A 6,538-nucleotide genomic window follows, 5' to 3' on the forward strand; every position below is an offset into this window, starting at 1 on the left:
CCAAGTAATGATATTTTGATTTATCTAAATACTATTCTATTCCTATTCGAACAAATGCCATTTCATCTTCTATGTTTTCAAATATCCAGATCTTTCCATCTTTGACAAAGTGTTTATTTGGTGGAGCACCCAGTTGAGGCACCAAGGATTCGGCAAGTATATTCAGGTTTTCATCAAAAATATTTAGGTAAACATCCGCTCCGGTGGCAATATACTGGCCATGTTCGTCCTTATCTTCACCGAATTGTTGTTTGATGGAGAATCGATAAAATTGTTTTTGTGCTTCCTCCCAAACCAAATATCCGTAATTAAATTCCTCCATTGAATCTCTAACTATTTCTTCTTTTTGACCAGAAGAATATTCGACCTGTTTCGGAGGTGTATAATTTTTTCTGGTTCCTAAAATTGGAGTCTCCCAGCTTTTAATATAAGTACTGTCTTTATTTGTATCATAAATTACCGCCTCATTAAAAGAATTGTTAGTAAGTATTATATTACCATTTTTAGCTATGGTGTGAACGGCTACTCCATAGCTCCCCATGGCTTGCCCATCCATTAAAATATCTGTATTGTATTCCTGAAGTTTATCCATCTCCGGCAAGTCAGTTTTTTTAAATTTCTTTCCCTTCAAATCAAAGTCTAAAATAAAATAGGTCCTGTCTTTCCATGATATAAACACTCCCAATATCCTGTCAGGTTGCTTAGGATCCTCAAACAACATACTTGGATAGAAATCTGAACCAGCCAGATACTCTGCAGCTATTTTTTCAAGTCCCAGGTCTTTTACTTTTTTAGCATTTTGATCAAAAATAGAATAAAATTGATACGACCATATCAGTAGCTGTTCCTCATGGTTTAGGCTGAACCTTGAAAAATAAGCAGGCGTGCCGTTTGGTCCTTCCTTCTCAAAGGGGATCAACTTTTCAAGTTTTAATTCATCTAGGTTGATACGTTCTGCTATTACATCTTTACGGTTAAAATTGATTAGGTAACTCTTGTCTGCAGAAAGGTCCGAAAGGAACAGCTTGTCTTGTAAATAAAGAATTTCATCTCCAGGATCCACATAAACGGTATCTAGGGAAAAGTTAAGTTGCTCTGGGAGTTCATTTTCTTTTTCGGTATTCTTGCTGCAAGAGCTAAATAAAAAGGCAAAGGCAATTCCAATAAATAACAATCTCATAGTGAAAGATTTTTGGTAGATGGGGTACCAAGATAAATAAATCAACTCAAACCGTCTAATTTAGTTGTGATTAGTTTTCGTTCGGAATGCCTAATAAATTATTGTGTAAAATAGTGTCTATAAATTTATCTATTAATATTTATTCATATCCACAGAAGAATGGCTTTTCTGAGATGGTCTTGCCAATGTTGCTTTAAGATGACTTAGCCAATATTTGTATTTGTTTTGAAAATGATAAAAATTTTTAGTTAGGCCAATCAGATTAAGTAAAGAAATGATTTGAATGCTAATATTCTACCTTTCTATTCTTCGAATTTGCAATTACAGATTTTAACCAATATTTTTAGTTGTAACTGATTCTCGTCATAGATAAATCTCAATAAATAGTATAATTTTGTGTTTTAAGGGGTTATTGCTAACGACTTGACCTTTACTAAATAAGTTTATGCTTCAAATTATTTCTCAGGTTATCCTATGGCTACTACCTATTGATATTCCCAAATAGCTTGAATTTCTTTTAATTAAATCACCAACTGAGCAAGAACAGTTTAGGTTAGAGGCAATTAAATAGCAAGATATGAATGGAAGATTCTATAACAATAGCCATAATAAGGAGAAAGCAATACATCATAAATAACAAGCATCACTTTGAATTATAAAGAAAAAAGTAAAGAAGAACTCATAAAGGAGCTTCAGAAATTAGAGAAGACAAATGATGTTTTAAGGCTTTCTTTGGAAAAAGAAAACAATAACCGAATACCTGAGGAAAAGTGTTTAGGGGAAAATAGCTTTCATTTGATGGTGCAGAATAGCCCTGATGTGATTTGGACCTTAGATAAAAACTACCGCTATACTTATATCAGTCCATCGATAAGCAAACTACGAGGACTTCTGCCTGAAGAGGCAATGAAGGAAAAAATTCAAGACACATTATCCCTTGATTCTCAGGAAGATTTTTATGATGCAATAGCGGACTTGAGGAATGAGGTCAAGAAAAAGAGTTACCAACCAGTTACTGTTGAAGTTAAACAAAACCATAAGAATGGGCATATAATATGGGTGGAGATAGTTATCAATGCCTACTTCAATGAGCAAGATGATCAAATCGGTTATATGGGTATTTCACGGGAAATCACTCAACGCAAAATAGCAGAAATTGAGCTTCTTGAAAAAAAGGGGAAGTACCATACGCTTACCGAAAACATGAAAGAAGTTGTATGGAGCATTGATACCGAATCAATGTTAATAGATTATGTGAGTCCTTCGATAATTCAACTCCTTGGCTATACATCCGAAGAAATATTGTCAGGATCTATAGAACTTGTAACAACTCGCAAAACCTTAAAAATTATACATAAACAAGTTGAAAAAGCGATAGACAATTTCAATATAAACAGCTCTGATAAAGACAATAATTACCATGTTGAAGTTGAATTTTTACGCAAAGATGGTTCTACAGTTTGGGTGGAATTGACAAGTAGGTTTGTAAAGAATAGAGTAACAGGACAATTAGAGATGTATTGCCGGACGCGCAATATTACTGAACGTAAACTCGCTGAGGAGGCCCTCAGAAGTAGTTTAGAACGCTTTGATACCTTGGTGGCAATGGTGTCAGTGGGTGTTTATATTTTTTGGATAAGGTCAAATGACCATATGGAATTTGAGTATGTCAGTGATCGGTGGCGAGATATTCATGATGTTGGGCCTGATGAGGACATGACCGATATAACTATTGTTAATAATAAAATACACAAAGATGATATAGAAGATTTTCTGTTAGCAAATATGGAAGCTGCTCGTGATCGCAAACCCTTTGTTTGGGAAGGTCGGTTTAATATTAAAAATGATGAGCGTTGGTTTAGGATTGAATCTATTCCTATAGGCTATGAAAATGGAGATATAAGATGGTTTGGCGTTACTCAGGACATTACAGAACGATACAATGCTGAAGAGGCATTACGTAAAAGCGAGGAAAAGCTACGTGAACTTAATGCTCAGAAAGACAAGTTTTTTTCAATTATTGCGCATGACCTTAAAAACCCTTTTAACGCAATAATGGGCTTAAGCCAATTGCTTATTGATCAAATAAAAGAGAAAGATTACGAAGGAATAGAAGAATATGGGACCTATATAAGTGAATCGACAGAAAAAGCGATGAATTTATTGGTAAACCTGTTGAATTGGGCACGTTCACAAACCGGTCGGATGGAGTTTAATCCAGAAAACTTTGAAATTGTAGAATTGATAGAGGAAAACAAGATGCTTTTGGCCGGGAACGCAAGTCAAAAATTAATTAGCATTAAAACTTCATTACCTGAAAAATTAACTGTTTTTGCTGATAAGCAAATGATCAGTACTGTCATTAGGAATCTATTGTCTAATGCCATTAAGTTTACAAAGGAGAATAAGGAAATCCTCATAACAGTAAAGGAGAATCCAGAAAACATTCATGTCTCTATAAAAGATCAAGGCATTGGAATAGCCGCTGACAGACTTGAGAAATTATTTAGGATCGATTCAAGCGTATCAACTCCTGACACAAATAATGAAAGAGGAACTGGGCTTGGATTGATTTTATGCAAAGAATTTGTAGTAAAGCATGGTGGAAATATAGGAGTGGAAAGTGAGAAGGGTAAAGGGTCAACATTTTATTTTACCCTTCCCAAAAATGGATAGTAGTTATGTTTAGGGATTATACATTAATTAGACTTTTATGGTCATTTTTATTGATCCACGGAATTTAAAATCGACTTTGGTTACGTTTGGTAGGCAATTGACAGTATTTTGGTGATTTTAATGTATCTTCAGATTGAAAATCTCATCTTTTACGATGATAGCCTACTTATAGAAGTATGGGCTGGCTTTTCATTCAGGAAAATATGCGTTTAACTAATTAATAATTATGATAAAATTTCCCCTTCAATACATAGGACTAGTAGTATTTGTTTTAGGTACGGTTTTCTTGAGTGCTTGTAGCAAAAAGAGCCCACAGGAGGAAGTTGTCTTATTTAATGGACAAGACCTTAACAATTGGAGTTCAGCTGATATGAGTTATTGGTCAGTATCAGATGGGGCTATAGTTGGAGGAGAAGGTAAAGATTCAATTGTACACAATCAATTCATTTGGCACAAAGAAAAAGTAAAGGATTTTTATTTGAAAGTTCAGGTGAAAATGGTGCCAAATACCACCAATGCCGGCATTCAATTTCGGTCTCAAAAAATGGGAGAAGAAGCTTTAGGCTATCAGGCTGATATAGGTGAAGGCGTGTGGGGAAGGTTATACCATGAAAGTGGTAGGCAAAAATTACATTGGGAAGGAAAAGGTGAAGAAGCTGTTAAAAAGAACGATTGGAATACTTATGAAATTCTGGCCGTTGGTAATAATATCTGGACTGCCATCAATGGTACCCTATCTGTCGCTTACCAGGAACCCGATGGAGAACTAGAAGGATTTATAGCCTTACAAGTACATGCTGGACCATCACAGCTTGTTAAATACAAATCCATAAAACTAATACACAATCCAGAGCTTAGGATAGGTGAATACAGCGAATCAGAACTAATGGAGGCCCTAGTAAAATCTAATGGTAGTCCTTATATGGGAAATAATTAACAGCTCAGTGTATGGGAAGGTTAGATTTTAATCTAGATACCTGAATTTGGCTCCGGTATTCAGGCTTGACTTGAATATTAATGATAATTTTAGAATATTTCATATATTTATACTCAGAGTTAAATAATGAAGGAATAGGTTTTTAATAGCCCTTATCCCGCTATTTAGATTTGTTAACCTTCATTTATTTCTATGAATTCCGGGCTTTTATTTGCGCTATTTCAGAATCCAGTCTATGTTGATCATAGGTTTTTAGATCAAATTCTTTCAGGATATCCGCAACGACGATTTCTGGGGAAAGACTCTCAATTACCGACCACTCTTCTTCATGAAAATTGGTTATCCGAATTTTTCTTCCGTACTTTTTCTTGATTTGATCAAAATGGCGCACAAAAGGCCATGTATGTAAAAATGCTTTTTCTAAATTCACAGGGGCGCAATACCAGTTTTTTTCCCAGAATCCTGTCTGTGCCAATTCATTGCCAGTGATGTCCCAAAGTTTGGCGCTTCCTTTTCGTGTGCTTGTGGCAAGGACATACCGGTGTTGTAAGGCTTTTGCCTGAAGGCTTTGACCACCTCCATAGGCGGATGGCCAAAAAACCAATTCAGCTTCCTTGTCTTTCAGTTTTTGCCAACCATCTTCCCACATCACATCAAAGCAGATTTGTATGCCTACTTTCCCGAAATCCGTTTGGAATACCGGAGGATCGAGGGGCCCAGGAGTAAGCCCAATATTAATTTCATCTTCAGTCAAGTGAATCTTTCGGTACTCCCCAACTCGAGCTCCTTCTCTGTCCAATAAAATGGCTGAATTGTATACCTTTCCGCTCTCCTCTGTGTTAACTGCAACGACCAGGTAGCAATTGTTCTTTTTGGCAAAAGAAGCCATATTATTTACAATGGCATTGGATAGGGACAACTTCTCTGAGAGGCTATAGTTTTTGGCAACATTTCCAGTGTGAAAAACCTCTGGTAGGCAAATAATATCAGGTTGGTACACCAATACTTTCTCCATCAATGCAAATATCCGATCAACCATCTCTTCTGCTGTATCTACAAATATTCCTTCCTGAGAAATCCCCGAAACCCATACCTCTCTAGGAAGTTTATTTTGTTCATTTGAAACCTGAAGAGGCTTGCTATTTACAGCCACTGTACCCAAGGATGAAAAACCAGAAGTCAATGCGGCTGTCTTCATAAATTTTCGGCGGGAATTGGGGTTTTTATCCATGGAACTGGCGAAATGATTAAGTATAGAATCTCTGAAATTAGATTTTATTTATGAGATAGTAATTTACCAAACCTTTTCAAATCTTTATAAAAATGGTGGAAATTTTTTCTTTGGTTTTCAAGCTTACCTTATGTTTTGTTCAGGTGTATGTAAAGATTTTATGCTGTCTTTGGTCCAAATTAACAAATAAGTAAGACTATGGCTTATTTGTTAATAGGCCTTTTAAAAGTTTTTTATGGATAAACGAATTAATGCCATAACACAATAGTAATTCTTACCTAGATTATGCAATAATGTGTTCCTGTAAAATTATGGAGAAGTAAATTTAGTAGGTAATAGAAACACTATAGTATGTTGTTTGTCTAATAGTTTAGTTTTTCTTGTTTGTAGAGTCGATTTGGTGAAGTCTTAAAAATACCCAATGTTTAATTACTCTGATATAGCATTTGTTTAATTGTTTTATTGAATAAGGCACATATCAAATAAAGGCTTTGTACGGATATGGTGGCAAAGC

At 35.3% G+C, this 6,538-nt stretch carries 4 protein-coding genes; 2 read left to right on the forward strand and 2 right to left on the reverse strand.

Annotated features, from left to right (window positions below; all coding sequences use genetic code 11):
• Positions 1-31: 31 nt before the first annotated feature.
• Positions 32-1,180, reverse strand: a complete 1,149-nt coding sequence (locus tag AAC073_RS20740; RefSeq protein ID WP_339925730.1) for a DUF4221 family protein — start codon at positions 1,178-1,180, stop codon at positions 32-34.
• A gap of 648 nt (positions 1,181-1,828) precedes the next feature.
• Between AAC073_RS20740 and AAC073_RS20745 the strand changes: the two genes are divergently transcribed.
• On the forward strand, positions 1,829-3,856 hold the full coding sequence (locus AAC073_RS20745) for a PAS domain S-box protein (RefSeq protein WP_339925731.1): 2,028 nt from the start codon (positions 1,829-1,831) through the stop codon (positions 3,854-3,856).
• Between the two features lie 226 nt (positions 3,857-4,082).
• Positions 4,083-4,793 (forward strand): DUF1080 domain-containing protein, encoded by a 711-nt coding sequence (locus AAC073_RS20750; RefSeq protein ID WP_339925732.1) that lies wholly within the window; start codon positions 4,083-4,085, stop codon positions 4,791-4,793.
• Positions 4,794-4,983: 190 nt separating this feature from the next.
• Here AAC073_RS20750 and AAC073_RS20755 read toward each other — a convergent pair whose 3' ends face one another.
• The gene (locus AAC073_RS20755) at positions 4,984-5,991 is read right to left on the reverse strand and encodes a carbon-nitrogen hydrolase family protein (protein WP_339925733.1); all 1,008 of its coding nucleotides are present in this window, start codon (positions 5,989-5,991) and stop codon (positions 4,984-4,986) included.
• Positions 5,992-6,538: the final 547 nt, after the last annotated feature.

Source organism: uncultured Cyclobacterium sp., assembly GCF_963977555.1.
GTDB lineage: Bacteria > Bacteroidota > Bacteroidia > Cytophagales > Cyclobacteriaceae > Cyclobacterium.